Raw genomic sequence first — 14,763 nt, 5'->3', positions numbered from 1 at the left:
AGATCAGTACTCCGACTCGTACAGGCCCTGCAGCTCGGTGAGCAGGGCCGACGAGTCGGCCAGCTGCTTGCCGTCCAGCACGTTCACCCGCGTGATCTTGCGGACGCTGGACGCCAGGAACACGCCCTCGGCGTCGTAGAGCTCGCTGGTCTGGATCGGCTCCACGGAGACGGTCCAGCCGGCGCGCTCGGCGGCGCGGAACAGCGCGTACTGCGTGGTGCCCGGCAGGATGCCGAGCTCGGACGGCGGCGTCACCAGCGTCTTGCCGCGCACCAGGATCAGCGTCGAGGTCGGGCCTTCGAGCACCGAGCCGTCCGACGTCGTGAAGACGACCTCGGCGGCACCGCGGCGCTCGGCCTCGCGCAGCGCGGCCATGTTGATCGCGTACGACAACGACTTGGCGCCCAGCAGCAGCCACGGCGCGCGCGACGCGAGGTCGGCGTCGATGCCGCGGTCCAGCGTCACGGCGGACAGGCCCTCCGCGCGCTGCTTGAGCACCTTCGCGCCGATCTCCATGCCCAGCGCGAAGCCGGTGGGCGTGCCGTCGCCGCCCTCGACGCCGCGGGTGTAGACGAGCTTGAGGGCGAACTCCTTGCCGCCCGCCCAGTTGCCGATCACGAGCTCGACCGCGCGCTCGAACTCCGCCCGCGGCGGGGGCTGCATGTCGAGCATGGCCGCGGACCGGTCGAGCCGGTCCAGGTGGGGCGTGAGTTCGCGGGGCTTCCCGTCGACCACGAGGATCGTTTCGAACACGCCGTCACCGCGCATGAGTCCGAGGTCCTCGACGCGGATCTGCGGCGAGTCGGGGTCAGCGAGGGTTCCGTCGAGCAGTGCCAGCACGCGCATGGAACGAGCCTACTAACATCAGGTATGTGGAGACCGCAAGAGGGCTGCGCAAAACGCTGCACGACCGCGGCATGAGGATGACGCCGCAGCGTCAGCTCGTGCTGGACGCGGTCAGGTCGCTGGAACACGCGACACCCGAGCAGATCTGTCAGCGCGTCCAGGAGACGGCGCCGACGGTCAACATCACGACGATCTACCGCACGCTCGACCTCCTCGACCGGCTCGGACTGGTTCGGCACACGCACCTGGGCCACGGTGCGCCGAGCTACTCGGTCGACGACCACCAGCACGTGCACCTCGTGTGCCACGTGTGCGGCGCTGTCCAGGAGATCCCGTGTGAGCTTCTCGACCCGTTGGTCGGAACATTGCGGGCTCGGGACGGGTTCGAACTTGATGCAACCCATCTCGCCCTGTCCGGCACGTGCCGCGACTGCTTGAACCAGGAGACCGAGTGACTCTCCCCGGAGCCGTCCCGCCGCCCGACGACACCACCGACGCCGGCGTCGCCTGGCACTACGGGGACCCGTTCGCCGAGCAACGGTCGGCCGCCCGGTCGGTCGTCGTGGTGGACCGGTCGAACCGCGGTGTCATCGCGATCCCCGGCCAGGACCGGCTCACCTGGCTGCACCAGCTCACCAGCCAGCACTTCGAGCAGCTGGGCGAGGGCGCGGCGACCGAGGCGCTGGTCCTGGACGCGCAGGGCCGCCTGGAGCACCACATGGTCGTCGCGAACGTCGGCGGCACGGTGTTCCTGGACGTCGAGCAGGTCGACGACCTGCTGGCGTACCTGAAGAAGATGGTCTTCTGGTCGAAGGTCGAGCCGCGCGACGCCAGCGAGGAGTTCGCGCTGCTGACGATCACCGGCCCGGACGCCCCCGCGGTGCTGGAGAAGCTCGGCGTCCCGGTGCCGTCCGACGCCGACGCGCTCGGCGAGGGCTTCGTGCGCCGCACGTCGTGGCCCGGTCAGCACTCGTTCGACCTGCTCGTCCCGCGCGGCGAGAAGGCCGCGTGGTGGCAGCGGATCACGGACGCGGGCGCGCGCCCGGCCGGCAGCTTCGCCTTCGAGGCGCTGCGGGTCGAGTCGCTGCGCGCACGCCAGGGCGTCGACACCGACGAGCGCACGATCCCGCACGAGGTCGGCCTGATCGACCCGGCCGTGCACCTGAGCAAGGGCTGCTACCGCGGCCAGGAGACGGTCGCGAAGGTCCACAACGTGGGACGCCCGCCGCGACGCATGCTCCTACTCCACCTGGATGGTTCTGCCGACGGGACGCCGGAGACCGGTGACCCGGTCACGCTGGACGGCCGCGCGGTCGGCCGGGTGGGCAGCGTGGTGCAGCACCACGAGCTGGGCCCGATCGCGTTGGCGCTGGTCAAGCGGTCCGTGCCGGTGGACGCCGAGCTGCTCGCCGGTGCCCCCGAACGGGAGGTTCCCGCCCGGATCGACCCCGACTCGGTGCCTGCTGACACGCCCGGACTGGGTCGAGAGGCTGTTCGCAACTTGAGGGGTTGAGCCCAGCGGTCCGGTCACCAGCCTTCACCTGCGCTTTCGACGTTCAGACGGGCGCATCGCGGTGCCGCCCCCACGCCCCCATATCGGGCATATGGGGGCGTGGGGGCGGTGCCGCGAGGTGTCCTGCTGGGCGCCGGAAGCGACGGTGAAGGTTGGTGACCGGACCGCTACAGTCCCGGTACATGTCTCAGGGCACGCTCATCACTGTCGCTCCCACCGGAGCGGAGCACGCGAAAGCCGACGTCCCGCAGCTTCCGGTGACCCTGGAAGAGCTGGTCTCGACGGCGCAGAGCTGCGAGCAGGTCGGCGCGGCGATGATCCACGTCCACATCCGCGGCGAGGACGCGAAGCCGTCGCTGGACCTGGGTCGGCTCAAGGCGACCGTCGAGGCCCTGCGCACCGAGACCGGCCTCGTCGTGCAGCTCTCGACCGGCGGGTCGGTGCACGATCCCGAGGCCGACCGGCTGCGCGTGCTGGAGGCGGCGCCGGACTCGGCGTCCTGCACGATGGGCACCGTCAACTTCGGCGACGACGTGTTCATGAACCGCTGGGAGTTCATCGTCTCCCTGCACAAGGGCATGCAGGAACGCGGCATCGTGCCCGAGTACGAGATCTTCGACATCGGGCAGCTCGCGTCGCTCAAGCGCCTGCTGGACCAGCACGGCCTGCCCGCCGGCGGGCACGTGCACGTCGACTTCGTGATGGGTGTGCCGGGCGGCATGCCCGGTGACGCGGCCACGCTGGTCGCCGCCGTGAACGCGCTGCCGGACGGCGCGACGTTCTCCGCCACCGGGATCGGCCGGACGACCCTTCCCGTGATGTTCACCGCTTTGGGTGCGGGTGGGCACCTCCGAGTGGGTATGGAAGACACCGTCAGCTACTCGCGGGGGGTGCCGGTGCGCGACAACGCACAGCTCGTGGCACGTGCCGCGGGGTTGTCCAAGATCGCCCAGCGACCCGCTCTGACACCGGACGAGGCGCGAAAGCTCCTGGGTGTGCACATTTGAGACAAGTTTGGTGCATGGGATGTGTTGGCGGGTGAGGAGGATCTACCGCAGGATGGACACGTGATCGAGGTGCGTCCTGGCGGGCGCCGCCGAATCGACAGGGTGCTCGCCCCCGACTACACGGAGGGCGTCGAGCAGCGCCCGCTCGTAGAGGTGCGCGAGCTCCGCGACGAGGCTGCGCAGGAAGAGACAGATCTGTCCTACCTGCGACGGCTGTTGCACGCGCGCATCGACATCGTGCGCGCGGAGCAGGAGCGTCGCAGCTCCGGTGGTTCGGCCGTCGTAGAGCAGCTGGCCACGATTCTCTCCACGAACGCCGTGGGTCCCGCGACCGGTCTCGGTCGCTATCAGACCCATGAGCCGTCACGGGCTGATGCGCATCAACGGCACGTAGAGGCGCTCATCTCCGACGTGGACCTCTCCGACGTGAGCTCGCTCGACGACGCGAAGCTCATCGAGGTGCTGGAGACGTTCATCTCGGAAGAGGCGTCCGTGTCGGTGCGGCGGCGTGAGGTGCAGGTGGTGGTGGACAAGCTCAACGCCGAGATCGCCTCGCGCTACCAGCGCGGGAGTGCCTCGGTGGACGAGCTGCTGGCCGCGGAGCGCGGACACCGCCGTCCCAAGAGATAAGACAACCGTTCCACTTTCTGAACAGCCGACCTAGCGTGCCCCTATGGGGTACCGCTGGGTCGTTCTGTTCATCGGGGCTCTGGCTCAAGGCACCAACGCGGCCGTCTTCCTCGGTCTGCCGGCGATCAGCCCCCAGCTCAGAGATCACTTCGACCTGACGTTGCCCCAGGTGGGGCTGCTGCTGGGCGCCGTCAACCTGGGCACGATGATCGCGCTCGTGCCGTGGGGCTTCGCGGCGGACCGGCACGGCGAACGGCTCGTGATGACCATCGGCGGCGTGGGGGCGGCCGGGTGCCTGGCGGCGGCCGCGTTCGGCAACGCCTGGGTGGCCGGGGCCGCGTTGCTCGGCGCCGGGCTCTTCGGGGCGAGCGTCAACGCCGCGAGCGGACGGGCCGTGATGTCGTGGTTCGGCGCTGCGCAACGCGGGTTCGCGATCGGGGTGCGGCAGACCGCGACGCCGCTCGGGGCCGCCCTCACGGCCGCCGTGCTGCCCGCTGTGGCCGCGCTGGCGGGCGTGCCGGGGGCGATGGTGGTGCTGGCCGGTGCGACCGGCCTGGTGGCGCTGGCGGTGGCGCTCTGGGTCCGCGAACCACCGGGCGCGATCCGGGCGTCGACGGACCACGGGCTGATCTTGAAGGACCCGAGGCTGCTGCGGTTGTCGCTGGCCAGCGGGCTGCTGGTGGTGCCGCAGTTCACGACGACGACGTTGCTCGTGGCGTTGCTGCACGACCACCGCGGCGTGGCGGTCGGCGTGGCGGCGACGATCTTCGCGATCGCCCAGGTGATCGGTGGCGCGGCCCGGCTCGGGGTGGGCGTGTGGTCGGACCGGGTGCGCAACCGGATCGGGCCGTTGAAGATCCTGTCCCTGGTCACGGTCGGCGGGCTCGTGCTGATCGCGGCACTCGACCAGGCGCCGGTCTGGGCCCTGGTGGCCGTGCTGATCCCGACGACGGCGGTGTCCGTCTGCTGGAACGGGCTCGCCGTCACCGAGGCGATGGAGCTCGCGCCGGCGGGCCGCGGCGGGACGGCGCTCGCCATGCAGAACTCGGCCAACTACCTGAGCGCCGCGATCACCCCGCCGATCGCCGCCTTCGTGGCGACGTCCGTGGCGTGGCCCGCGGCGATGCTGCTCGCCGCTGCCTGCGGGGTGACCGCGCGGGTGCTGCTTCAGCCGTGGCGTTCCCTGCGGGCGAGCTCGGACCAGAACTCGCGCAGCCCCTCGTAGCGCAGCGCGACCTCCTCGGCGTCGTCCGCCTCGAGGGCGTCCACGATGGCGTTCACGTCGGCCGCGGAGGTGTCCTCCAGCAGGTCCTTGTCCTCCATCAGCTGCACCAGGCCGCCGTAGTCGAGCTCGACGGCGGAGTGCGGGTGGAAGTGCTCCAGCCAGCGGCCGGTGTCGGCGAGGATCTTGGCGGGCCCCTCGTCGCCCAGGGAGCCCTTGACGATCTTGTGCGCCCTCGCCACCCTGCGCCGGGCGTCCGCCATCGCCACGCGCCACGACACCTGCCGTTCCGGGTCGTCCTGGGCGCTCGCCAGCACGACGCGGCGCTGGGCGGGGTCGACGAGGGCGAACCACGGCAGCGGGACCGTCCACGTCGTGGAGATCACGTGGACCGCGCCCGCGGAGAGCTCGGCCATCACGGCAGACGCGCGCGCTCGGACCGTTTCGGCGCTCTGGTCGAGGGCGGCGTCCTGCAGGATCGGCGGCGCGGTGGCCAGGAAGCCCACCAGAGCGGCGGCGGACCTCGCCCGGAGATCAAGGGGGCACACGAGCGGCCCGGGCCCGACACGCGCGGCCTCGGAGGTCGGAACCTCGGCCGGACTGATCGTCATGACGTCGAACGACTCGCCCGGGAGCAGCTTTTGTCCCAACTGTGATCGCAACCACAGCTCCCGTTCCCTCTCGCCTGCCTCCGAGCGGGGGACGGGGCCTGCTTCCAGGGCTTTTTCGACCTTGGAGGCTAGCGGTGCGTCCAACACCGATAACGGTTCGTACACCCGTAGGTAGGCGACGAACGGTCTTGGCACCTGTGCATCCTTCCACTCGGGGGCCACCGCGAGATTTGGCGGTACGTCTCACGCCTACCGCGTCGCGAGGAACCCCATCGGCACGGTACGGTAGTTACCAGGAATCAGTTGTCGAGACGAGTGGGGCCGCCGTTCCCCCGGCCGCCCCCGTCCCTGTGCGAGGGGGTCGAGCCATGGGGCGCGGCCGAGCTAAGGCCAAGCAGACGAAGGTCGCCAGGGAGCTCAAATACAGCTCTCATGAGACCGACTTCGCTGCGTTGCAGCGCGAGCTGTCGACTGATGAAAGGTCGGCGAACGGGAGTGGTGGTGGCGACGAGCCACACGACGACCCGTACGACGACTACGACGATTACCGTCGCTGAATTCAGCCTTCGGAGTTCAAGGGTTGGGCAACCGGTGACCCCGGTGCCCAGCCCTTGAACTCTGAGGGCTCTTTCAGAACGCCCTGGCGTACTGCTTCGGCGCCCTGACCTCCACACCCAGCTGCTGCGCCGCGTGCAGCGGCCAGTACGGGTCGCGGAGCAGTTCGCGCGCGAGCAGGACCAGGTCGGCGGAACCGTCCGTCACAATCTGCTCGGCCTGCTTCGCCTCGGTGATCAGGCCGACCGCACCCGTGGGCACGTCTGCCTTCTGCCGCACCGCCTCGGCGAGCGGCACCTGGTAGCCGGGCCCGATCGGGATGTCCGCCTGCGCGACGATGCCGCCGCTGGACACGTCGATCAGGTCCGCACCCGCGGCCTTGAGCGCCTGTGCCAGCACGACGCTGTCGTCGGACGTCCACGCGCCCTCGACCCAGTCGCTGCCGGTGATCCGCACGAACACCGGCACGTCGGGGCCGACCGCCGCGCGCACGGCCGCCGTGATCTCGACGGACAGGGCGATGCGTTCCTCCAGGCTGCCCTCGTTCGTGAGCGGCGAGTAGAACTGGTGCAGCAGGTAGCCGTGGGCGGCGTGGATCTCGATGACCTCGAAGCCGGCCTCACGCGCCCGCAGCGCGCCGTCGACGAACGCCTTGACGATCTCGGACGTGCCGGTCAGCTTCTCCGGCTGGTTACCGCCGGGGAACGGTTCGGTCGTGGACGACACCGGCACCCAGTCGCCGATGGCCTTGCGGCCCGCGTGCGCGAGCTGGATGGCGGGCACCGCGCCGTGCTCCTTGATGAACGCGACGATCGGCTTCCACGCCTCGACCTGCTCGTCGTTCCAGATGCCGGTGTCCTGCGGCGAGATCCGGCCGCGCGGCTCGACGGACGTGGCCTCGGCGATGACGAGACCCGCGCCGCCGACCGCGCGGGAACCCAGGTGCACGAGGTGCCAGGTGGTGGGCACGCCGTCTTCCTTCGACACCGAGTACTGGCACATCGGGCTGACCGCGATGCGGTTGGGCAACGTGACCGAGCGGAGGGTGAACGGGGAGAAGAGCTGGCTCACTTCGGGGGCTCCCTTGCGAACGTTCGAGACCTGACGAAACGTTCAAGGGAGGTCACGGGCGGGTTGTTCCCGGCGTTGGGGTTGTCTCAGTCACTGAACAGTGACGCAGAGACACGTGCCGGTGTGAAGTCCGGCGGCCACAACGTCCCGCGGTTCACGCGGGCGCCGGTCAGGGCGGCCTTGTCCAGGTTGACGGCCCGCATGTCGGCGCCGCGCAGGTCCGCGTCCGTGAGATCGGCGGCCCGGAGGTCGGCGCCTTCGAGGCACGCCACCCGCAGGGAGGCGTTGCGCAACGACGCCCCGCGCAGGTCCGCGTCCCGCAGTTCGCTGGCGTCGAGCACGCACCCGTCGAGGCACGTGCCGAGCAGGCGCGCGCCGGTGAGGTTGGACCGGCGGAGCACCGCGCCCGCGAGCTCCAGCTTGCCGAGCTCGGCGCCGCGCAGGTCGACGTGCGACAGGTCGAGACCCACGGTCGGCCAGCGGGTGAGCAGCGCGAGGGCGGCCTCGACGTCCCGCCGTTCAGCGGACGGCTGCTCCTCGGTCGGCCACGGCGAGCGCTCGCGCAGGAAGTCGGCCACCGTGTCGTCCACGAGCGGCCTGGTCCGCGCCGAGTCCGTCGCGATCTCCTCCAGCAGGCGCAGCCCGTCGAGCCGTTCCTCGGCCACGTCGCTGCCGAGGTGGTCGAGCGCCCTGCGGTAGCGGTCGACGAACTGGCCGTCCCTGACCTGGCGCCACGCCAGCGCGGCTCCCGCGGCGACCAGCAGTCCACCGAAGACCATCGATCGCGGAGAGGCCTGCGGCACCACCAGGGCGACACCGAGTACGACCAGGGCCACCGCCCCGAGCCTGGACATCCGCTTGTTCACTGTGGGCCATCTTCACCACAGAGAACGGTGTCGCGGTATCCGCTGTTGGAGTTCAGCTCAGGTAGCGAACCTGCCTGGCTTTGCCTTCCTGCACGTCCGCGCGGGCGTGGGCGATCTCCGCGCGATGTGAGATCTCCGGCACGCCGACCTCCCACCACGCCCCGGCCTCGGTCCACGACGACGGGTGCGTGCGGATCACGACCACGGCGGGCCGTTGCTCGGCCACGGCCGCCTCGCGCGCCTTGCGGTAAGCGCTTTCGAGGTCCGCGAGCGCGTCGACGGCGAAGACCGCGCAGCCCAGCGCCGCCGCGTGCGCCGCGAAGTCCGTGCGCGGCGGTTCGGCGTGGACGGTGGTGCAGTCGGCGTACAGGTTGTTGAAGCCCGCGCCGCCCTGGCCCGTCTGCAGGCGGTGGATCACGGCGAAGCCGTCGTTGTCGCAGACGACGGCGACGAAGCCGTGGCCCGCGAAGGCAGCGCTGAACAGTTCGGAGTTCATCATCAGGTAGCTGCCGTCGCCGAGCAGCGTCGTGACGACGCCCCGGGTGTGCGCGATCGCGGCTCCCCAGGCGCCGGCCAGCTCGTAGCCCATGCAGGAGAAGCCGTACTCGACGTCCATCGTGGACTCGCCGGTGGCGCGCCAGCCGCCGATCAGCTCGCCGGGGAGGCCGCCGGACGCCGTCATGACGTAGTCGGTGGGTTCGCTGACGTCGTTCACGACGCCCACGACCTGCGCGTACGTCGGGAGGCCCTCGGCCGGGGCGCGCAGGGACGTGATGTGGGCGTCCCACTTCGTGCGCTCGGCGACGGCGCGGGCGGACCAGGTCGCCGGGGCCTGCCAGTCTGCGAGGACGTCGGTCAGCTCGCGCAGGCCCTCGTCGGCGTCGGCGACCAGGGCGAACGAGCCGTGCTTCACGGCGTCGAAGCGGGCCGCGTTCAACGAGACCAGGTGCGCGTCCGGGGAGAAGACCGTCCAGGACGCGGTGGTGAAGTCCTGCAGGCGGGTGCCGACGGCGATCACCACGTCGGCCTCGCCCGCGAGGACGTTGGCCGAGGTCGAGCCGGTGATGCCGAGCGGGCCGGCGTGCAGCGGGTGCTCGTGCGGGACCAGCGTGCGGCCCGCGGTGGTCTCGACGACCGGGATGTCGTGCTGCTCGGCGAACCGCAGCGCCCGGCCCGCCGCGCCCGAGTAGCGGACACCACCGCCCAGGACCAGCAACGGCCTGGAGGCGTTGCGGATCGCGGTCGCGGCCTCGGCCAGCGCGATGAGGTCGGGGCGTTGGCGCAACGGGCGGTGCACGACCGGCGCGAAGAGGGCGTCGGGGAAGTCGTACGACTCGGCCTGGACGTCCTGCGGCAGCGCCAGCGTCACCGGGCCGCAGTCCGCCGGGTCGGTCAGGACCCGCGCCACCTGCGGCAACGTCGAGAGCAGCTGCTCGGGCCTGGTGATCCGGTCGAAGTAGCGGCTGACCGCGCGGAACGCGTCGTTGACGGTCGCGGTCGGGTCGTGGAAGTGCTCGACCTGCTGGAGAACGGGGTCGGGCGCGCGGCCGGTGAACGTGTCGCCGGGCAGCAGCAGGAGCGGCAGGCGGTTGGCGTGCGCGACACCGGCCGCGGTGACCATGTTCAGCGCGCCGGGACCGATGGACGACGTGGCGACGCCGACCTGACGGCGGTGCGTGGCCTTGCCGATGCCGACCGCCGCGAGCGCCATGCCCTGCTCGTTCTGGCCGCGCCACACCGGGAGGCGGTCGCGCACCTCCTCCAGGGCGTTGCCGAGCCCGAGCACGTTGCCGTGGCCGAAGATCGCGAAGACGCCGGGGAAGAGCGGCGCGGTGGTGCCGTCCTGCAGTTCGGTCCGCTGCGCCAGCATCCAGCGGACCAGGGCCTGCGCGGTCGTGAGCTTCACTTGGTCCGCCCCTCGGCAGTCGTGACCGGGCAACGCGGGTCGAGCTCCTGGGTCGCCCAGCTGTCCCGGATCCAGGTGTGGGCGGGGTCGTCGCAGAACGCCATCGAGCGTTCGGGGCCAGGACCTGCGAGAACGTTCAGGTAGTACATCGGGTAGCCGGGCGCCGCGACGCACGGGCCGTGGTAGCCGCGCGGGATCAGGAAGACGTCGCCGTCGCGCACGGTCACGTCCTCGTCGATCGTGCCGTCGTCGGTGTAGGTGCGGTGGAACCCGAAACCGGTGCGGGACGGGGTGATCGCGTCGCGGCCGGCGATGCGGAAGTAGTAGATCTCCTCGTTGTTCACCTCGCACGGCTCCGACTCGTCGTGCTTGTGCGGCGGGTACGAGGACCAGTTGCCGTCCGGGGTGATCAGCTCGCACGCGTTGAGCTTGTCCGCGTGGTCCCACACGCCCGGCACGCCGAAGTTGGTGACCTGGCGGGTCGCGTTGCCGGAGCCGCGCACCTCCACCGGAACGCCTTCCGCCGGGCCGTACCTCGGGGTCAGCCTGTTCTCGCAGCGGGCCATCGGCAGCGCGACGGTGCAACCGTCCTCTGAGGACAGTCGGACGGAGGCGTCGCGCGGGACGTAGGCGAAGTCCGTGACGCGGGTGAACACCGACTCGCGGCCCCGCAGCTCGTAGCGCTCGTCGTCGACCTCGACGGTGAGCGATCCGGCGAGCGGCAGCACGAACACCTCGAACTCGCCGGTCTCGATCGTGCGCACCCACCCGGCCTCGATCTCCAGCACGCGCAGCCCCGTGTAGGTCCAGCCCGCATCCTCGGGAGCCAGCGCGATCACGTCGGTCGAGGTCGACAGAGTCCCGTGTGGACGGTGCAACGTCATTCCGTGATCCCCTTCGCGGTGCGCAGGATTTCGGCGGCGGCGGCCACGGCGGCGGCGACGTCGCCGTCCGGCGGGTAGAGCAGCGCACGGCCGACGACCAGGCCGCGCACGGTCGGGTGCTGGAGCGAGCGGCCCCACGACCTGAGGTCGTCCTCCGGCCGTTCGGACGGAACGCCGCCGAGCACCAGCGCGGGCAACGCGGTGGTGTCCAGCACGACCTCGGGTTCCTCCGGCGCGGGCAGCTTCAGCCAGGTGTACGCGGAGGTCGCGCCCAGCCCGGCGGCCACCGCCGACGCCCGCGAGAGAGCCGCGGAATCCTTCTGCAGCACCAGCTTGCCGTTGTGGTCGCGCTTGTACGGCAACGGCTCGACCATCGCCATCAGGCCGTGCTCGGCGAGTTCCGTGACGGCCCGCGCGCAGCCTTCGAGCGTCGGGATCGTGCCGGGGTCGGAGTCGACCAGGCGCAGCAGCATCTTGCCGCCGTCGAGCCCGAACGTGGCGATGGACGACGCGTCGTACGCGGTGAACCTGTCGTCGATCTCCCAGTCCGCGCCGGCCAGGCCGCCGCGGTTCATCGAGCCGATGACCACGCGGTCGTTCAGGCCGTCGAGCAGCAGCAGGTCCTCGATGACGTCCGGCGTGCCGAGCACACCGTCGACGTCGGGGTTGGCCAGCGCCGTCAGCAGACGGGACAGCAGCGAGCGGCGGTCGGCCATCGCGAGCGGGTCGCCGCCGACCCCCAGCGCACCTCGCGCGGGGTGGTCCGCCGCGACCAGGAACAGCGTGGACTTGCCGTTCAGCAACGAGTTCCGGCGCTTGCGGGACTGGTAGGCGCGCCGGATCGAGCCGGGATCCTCTGCCCGTCGCCACAACAGCTCGCGCCACTGGCCATCGGTGATCACAGCAGTTCCTCGATCTCTTCCTGATCAGGCATCGCGTCGGCGCAGGCCAGCCGGGACGCCACGAGCGCGCCGGCCGCGTTGGCGTAGCGGGCGGTCTTGACCGGGTCCCAGCCGGACAGCAGGCCGTGCACCAGGGAGCCGCCGAACGCGTCGCCGGCGCCGAGCCCGCACACCACCTCGACCGGGTTCGGTGCGACCGTCCAGCGTCCGTCCTGCGTGGCGACGAGCACGCCGTCGGCGCCCTTCTTGACCAGTGCCAACGAGATCCCGCGCGCCAGCAGGCGGTCGGCGGCCTCGTCGGGGTCGGACGTGCCGACCGCGACCTCGCACTCGGTCCGGTTGCCGACGGCGACCGTGACGTGGTCGAGCATCCAGCTGATCTCGGCGCGCGCGGTCTCGACGTCGGGCCAGAACATCGGCCGGTAGTCGAGGTCGAGCACCGTGTGGCCGTTGCGCGCGCGGTGTTCGAGCATCTTCCGTTGCGAAGTCCTGGCAGGCTCGGCGGAAACGCCCGTGCCGGTGACCCACAACAACGGGACGTCACGCACGACGTCCCACGGCACGTCGGCCTCGGAGATCGTGAGGTCCGGCGCGATCGGCAGGCGGTAGAACAGCAACGGCGGGTCCGCGGGCGGGTTGAGCTCGCAGAACACCACCGGGGTCAGCAGGTCAGGCGAGGTGCCGACGTGCTGCGACGAGACGCCGAAGCCCTCCAGCGCCTCGCGGACGTACGTGCCGAACCCGTCGGGGCCGACCTTCGTCAGCACGCCGGCGCGGTGGCCGAGGCGGGCGGCGGCGACCGCGACGTTGGTCGCGGTGCCGCCGAGCGACTTGGCGAAGGTGCTGACCTGGGCCAGCGGCACCCCGGACTGCTCGGGGTAGAGGTCCACCCCGACCCGGCCGACGGTCAGCACTTCCAGCGGCGTCACGCCTCGACACCCCGCAGCTCGTGCTCCAGCGCCTCGAGCTCGGCACCGCCCGCCATCTGCTTGGTCAGCTCGTTGATGTCGATCTCGGACTTCTCGTACGAGCCGAGCGCGCGGCCCCGCTTGAGCAGCAGGAACCGGTTGCCGACCGGATAGGCGTGGTGCGGGTTGTGGGTGATCAGCACGACGCCGAGGCCGCGATCACGCGCCTGGGCCACGTACTTCAGCACCACACCGGCCTGCTTCACGCCGAGTGCCGCGGTCGGTTCGTCGAGGATCAGCACCTTGGCGCCGAAGTGCACGGCGCGCGCGATGGCGACGCACTGCCGTTCGCCGCCGGACAGCGTGCCGACGGGCTGTTCGACGTCGCGGAGGTCGATGCCCATGTCGGACAACGCCTTCTTGGTGATCTCCTTGCCCTTCTTGCGGTCGAGGAACCCGAACTTCGTGGTGGGTTCCGAGCCGAGGAAGAAGTTGCGCCACACCGACATCAGCGGCACCACCGCGAGGTCCTGGTACACGGTCGCGATGCCGTGGTCCAGGGCCTCGCGGGGCGACGAGAAGCGGATCTCCTCGCCTTCGACCTTGAACGAGCCCTGGTCGTGCTGATGGACACCGGCCAGGATCTTGATCAGGGTCGACTTCCCGGCGCCGTTGTCGCCGAGCACGCAGGTGACCTCACCCGCGTTGACCACGGTGGACACATCGCTGAGTGCGATGACGCTGCCGTACGTCTTGCCGATGTTCTCGGTCTCGATGAGGGACGTCATCGCCTGACCCTTTCCGCGCGGCGGCGCAGCATGTTGTTCACCAGCACCGCGGCCAGCAGCATCACGCCGAGGAACAGCTGGAACCAGTCGCTGTTCCAGCCGGCGTAGACGATGCCCTGCCGGGCCATGCCGAAGATCAGCGCGCCGATCGCCGCGCCCACCGCGGAGCCGAAGCCACCGGTGAGCAGGCAGCCGCCGATGACCGCCGCGATGATGTACTGGAACTCCAGGCCGATGCCCTGGTTCGCCTGCACGCTCGCGTACCGCAGGATGTTGATCGAGCCGACCAGCCACGCGGCGAACGCCGTGGTCATGAACAGCAGGATCTTCGACCGCACGACCGGCACGCCGACCGCGCGTGAGCTCTGCGCGGCGCCACCGATCGCGAAGATCCAGTTGCCGAACTTGGTGCGCATCAACAACGTCGACGCGACCACGGTGAACAGCACCCACCAGATGATCGACACGTAGAAGCTCGTGCCGCCGATCTGGAACGTCGACGCGAACAGGAAGCCCGCCGACTCGTAGCCCGCGGTCTCCCGCATGCCCGAGACCTGCACGCTGCCCGTGACGAGACGCGTGATGCCGAGGTTCAGGCCTTGCAGGGCGAGGAAACTGCCCAGCGTCACGATGAAGCTCGGCAGGCCCGTGCGCATCACGAGCCAGCCGTTCAGCGCGCCCACCGCCAGTGCGAAGGCGAGCGACACCAGCAACGCCAGCCAGACGTTCAGTCCGAGCTGGGTGGCGAGGAGAGCCGTGACGAGCGCGGTGGACGCGGTCATGACGCCGGCGGACAGGTCGAACTCGCCGCCGATCATGAGCAGTGCCACGGCGACCGCCATGATCCCGAGCATCGACGCGTCGTCCAGCCAGGTGGCCGCGCCTCCGATGCTCAGGAACTGCTCGGTGACCACGGAGAAGAACAGGAACACCAGCAGTGCGCCGAGCATCGCGCCGATCTCGGGGCGTTTGATCAGCTGATCCATCGCCCTGGGCTTGCCCAGCCGTTCGTCGGCAGCCGGTGGAGCTGTGGCTGTCACGGTCATCTCCCCGC

At 70.6% G+C, this 14,763-nt stretch carries 16 protein-coding genes; 6 read left to right on the top strand and 10 right to left on the bottom strand.

Annotated elements, in window-relative coordinates; translation table 11 throughout:
• Positions 1-3 precede the first annotated feature (3 nt).
• The gene (locus ACQEU1_RS28460) at positions 4-846 is read right to left on the bottom strand and encodes an aminodeoxychorismate lyase (RefSeq protein ID WP_433208053.1); all 843 of its coding nucleotides are present in this window, start codon (positions 844-846) and stop codon (positions 4-6) included.
• Between the two features lie 71 nt (positions 847-917).
• On the opposite strand from ACQEU1_RS28460, the gene ACQEU1_RS28455 reads away from it, so the two are divergent.
• The 5 genes from ACQEU1_RS28455 to ACQEU1_RS28435 all read left to right on the top strand — a co-directional run bounded on the left by ACQEU1_RS28455 (position 918) and on the right by ACQEU1_RS28435 (position 5,221).
• Entirely contained in the window at positions 918-1,301 is a 384-nt protein-coding gene (locus ACQEU1_RS28455; RefSeq protein WP_433211843.1) for a Fur family transcriptional regulator, read from the top strand.
• Positions 1,298-2,359 (top strand): YgfZ/GcvT domain-containing protein, encoded by a 1,062-nt coding sequence (locus ACQEU1_RS28450; protein WP_433208050.1) that lies wholly within the window; start codon positions 1,298-1,300, stop codon positions 2,357-2,359. Before ACQEU1_RS28455 ends, ACQEU1_RS28450 begins: the two co-directional genes overlap by 4 nt.
• A 182-nt stretch (positions 2,360-2,541) precedes the next feature.
• Complete coding sequence (locus ACQEU1_RS28445) at positions 2,542-3,366, top strand: 3-keto-5-aminohexanoate cleavage protein (protein WP_433208047.1); 825 nt, start codon at positions 2,542-2,544, stop codon at positions 3,364-3,366.
• Between the two features lie 60 nt (positions 3,367-3,426).
• On the top strand, positions 3,427-3,996 hold the full coding sequence (locus ACQEU1_RS28440; RefSeq protein ID WP_433208044.1) for an RsiG family protein: 570 nt from the start codon (positions 3,427-3,429) through the stop codon (positions 3,994-3,996).
• A gap of 43 nt (positions 3,997-4,039) precedes the next feature.
• Complete coding sequence (locus ACQEU1_RS28435) at positions 4,040-5,221, top strand: MFS transporter (protein ID WP_433208041.1); 1,182 nt, start codon at positions 4,040-4,042, stop codon at positions 5,219-5,221.
• Here the strand turns inward: ACQEU1_RS28435 and ACQEU1_RS28430 are convergent.
• Positions 5,164-6,024: a hypothetical protein gene (locus ACQEU1_RS28430; RefSeq protein ID WP_433208038.1), complete on the bottom strand. Its 861-nt coding sequence runs from the start codon at positions 6,022-6,024 to the stop codon at positions 5,164-5,166. The two genes, ACQEU1_RS28435 and ACQEU1_RS28430, sit on opposite strands and share 58 nt — an antisense overlap.
• Before the next feature lie 173 nt (positions 6,025-6,197).
• On the opposite strand from ACQEU1_RS28430, the gene ACQEU1_RS28425 reads away from it, so the two are divergent.
• Complete coding sequence (locus ACQEU1_RS28425) at positions 6,198-6,386, top strand: DUF3073 domain-containing protein (RefSeq protein ID WP_191297952.1); 189 nt, start codon at positions 6,198-6,200, stop codon at positions 6,384-6,386.
• 73 nt (positions 6,387-6,459) lie between these two features.
• On the opposite strand, the gene ACQEU1_RS28420 is transcribed toward ACQEU1_RS28425, so the two are convergent.
• From ACQEU1_RS28420 to ACQEU1_RS28385, 8 genes are all read right to left on the bottom strand, one after another.
• Entirely contained in the window at positions 6,460-7,455 is a 996-nt protein-coding gene (locus tag ACQEU1_RS28420; RefSeq protein ID WP_433208034.1) for an NADH:flavin oxidoreductase/NADH oxidase, read from the bottom strand.
• 86 nt (positions 7,456-7,541) lie between these two features.
• Positions 7,542-8,321 carry a pentapeptide repeat-containing protein gene (locus tag ACQEU1_RS28415; RefSeq protein ID WP_433208031.1) on the bottom strand — a complete coding sequence of 260 codons (780 nt, stop codon included), beginning with the start codon at positions 8,319-8,321 and terminating at the stop codon, positions 7,542-7,544.
• Positions 8,322-8,373: 52 nt separating this feature from the next.
• Entirely contained in the window at positions 8,374-10,227 is a 1,854-nt protein-coding gene (gene iolD / locus ACQEU1_RS28410; RefSeq protein ID WP_433208028.1) for a 3D-(3,5/4)-trihydroxycyclohexane-1,2-dione acylhydrolase (decyclizing), read from the bottom strand.
• Positions 10,224-11,111, bottom strand: a complete 888-nt coding sequence (iolB, locus tag ACQEU1_RS28405) for a 5-deoxy-glucuronate isomerase (RefSeq protein WP_433208025.1) — start codon at positions 11,109-11,111, stop codon at positions 10,224-10,226. The genes iolD and iolB overlap by 4 nt, the downstream gene beginning before the upstream one ends.
• Positions 11,108-12,013 (bottom strand): Cgl0159 family (beta/alpha)8-fold protein, encoded by a 906-nt coding sequence (locus ACQEU1_RS28400; RefSeq protein WP_433208022.1) that lies wholly within the window; start codon positions 12,011-12,013, stop codon positions 11,108-11,110. Before ACQEU1_RS28400 ends, iolB begins: the two co-directional genes overlap by 4 nt.
• Positions 12,010-12,942: a 5-dehydro-2-deoxygluconokinase gene (gene iolC, locus ACQEU1_RS28395; protein ID WP_433208019.1), complete on the bottom strand. Its 933-nt coding sequence runs from the start codon at positions 12,940-12,942 to the stop codon at positions 12,010-12,012. The genes ACQEU1_RS28400 and iolC overlap by 4 nt, the downstream gene beginning before the upstream one ends.
• Positions 12,939-13,709: an ATP-binding cassette domain-containing protein gene (locus ACQEU1_RS28390; protein ID WP_394615033.1), complete on the bottom strand. Its 771-nt coding sequence runs from the start codon at positions 13,707-13,709 to the stop codon at positions 12,939-12,941. Before ACQEU1_RS28390 ends, iolC begins: the two co-directional genes overlap by 4 nt.
• A complete protein-coding gene (locus ACQEU1_RS28385) occupies positions 13,706-14,755 on the bottom strand; it encodes an ABC transporter permease (RefSeq protein WP_394615032.1) in 1,050 nt (349 codons plus the stop codon). The genes ACQEU1_RS28390 and ACQEU1_RS28385 overlap by 4 nt, the downstream gene beginning before the upstream one ends.
• Between the last annotated feature and the right edge of the window lie 8 nt (positions 14,756-14,763).

Source organism: Lentzea sp. CA-135723 (genome assembly GCF_050936595.1).
Classification (GTDB): domain Bacteria; phylum Actinomycetota; class Actinomycetes; order Mycobacteriales; family Pseudonocardiaceae; genus Lentzea.
This window is presented reverse-complemented; position numbering and strand designations above follow the sequence as displayed.